Source organism: Neolewinella lacunae, assembly GCF_014349155.1.
GTDB classification, from domain to species: Bacteria; Bacteroidota; Bacteroidia; order Chitinophagales; family Saprospiraceae; genus Neolewinella; species Neolewinella lacunae.
On the sequence record NZ_JACSIT010000081.1, the window covers coordinates 1 to 1,060 of the forward strand.

At 47.5% G+C, this 1,060-nt stretch carries 1 protein-coding gene; it reads right to left on the bottom strand.

Going from position 1 to position 1,060, the window contains the following annotated elements:
* Nucleotides 1-991: transposase (locus tag H9S92_RS06960; protein WP_187465991.1), on the bottom strand; the 991-nt coding region annotated here is incomplete at its 3' end.
* Nucleotides 992-1,060: the final 69 nt, after the last annotated feature.

A 1,060-nucleotide genomic window follows, 5' to 3' on the forward strand; every position in this document is an offset into this window, starting at 1 on the left:
CGGGGAAGGTAGTACTCTCGTCATATTTAATGATACGGATGGTCGAGCGTGCCGCCCATCCGACTCGAATCGTCATGGCGTAACTTAGCCCTACGATAGCCATTAGTAAGTTGCTTTTCCCAAGGGGTTTGAAATTGATCGCTTCTAGGTCAAAACCATTGGATTTGAGATGGCGGAATAAGCACTCAATACGCCAACGCTTTATGTATTGGTCAACAGTCTTCTTGACCGGTCGGAGGCGCGTCAGAAAAATGATCACCTCATCACCAGCGGTCCCTTTAGGATTAGGACGCATCGATATAAAATAGAACTGTCCACCCAACTTTATACGTTTGCGGCAGAACTTACCGTGACTCCGGCACTGGTCATACATCTGCTGATAAGTCTTACCGGGAGCTTCGTCTACAGCTTGGTAGAAGTCGCCGAACCTCAGTCGGATGACAAACTCTATTTTGTTGTCAATCAGGAACTTAAACCATTCTTGGCCGACATATTCTCGGTCAGCAAGCAGCGTCATGCCCTTCAGGTCGAGATGTTTCATCGCTTCAGTAAACAGAGCTTTGCGCTCTGCTTGGGAGGAAGCACCAATTTTACCTAGTTGTTTCCAATAGATGGGGATGGCCACGGAGCCGACTAGAACGCTCAACACCATGTAGTGATACTTTTGCTGACCTCGCTTCCAACTGGTACCATCCAAGAGTAAGTGAGTAAAACGAAAGCGACGAAGTAGGCTCAGCGTTCGTCGCTGAACGTCAAGAATAAAGCCAGCGTTGTCTTGCCAGGCATCGAAAAATCGAATCAATCGCTGATAGTGACTGGCGGGCTGAACAAGCGGTTTGTCGAGGGCCAAGCCGACATAATCCTTGAGTTTCCATAGGCTGCAAGTTCTTCCCAAAATGAGAAGTTGGCAGATCAAGTGAAGGTTTTTTGTAGCACCAAGACCGTATTTTCCGTACAAGTCAGTAAATTTACGCAGTTGCGGAGTGAGCATGAGTTGGAGTTGTGGTTAACCCCTAAGGTAGTGCTCGCTTCGCACTTTCTAAAAATGTAGAGTAGTGTG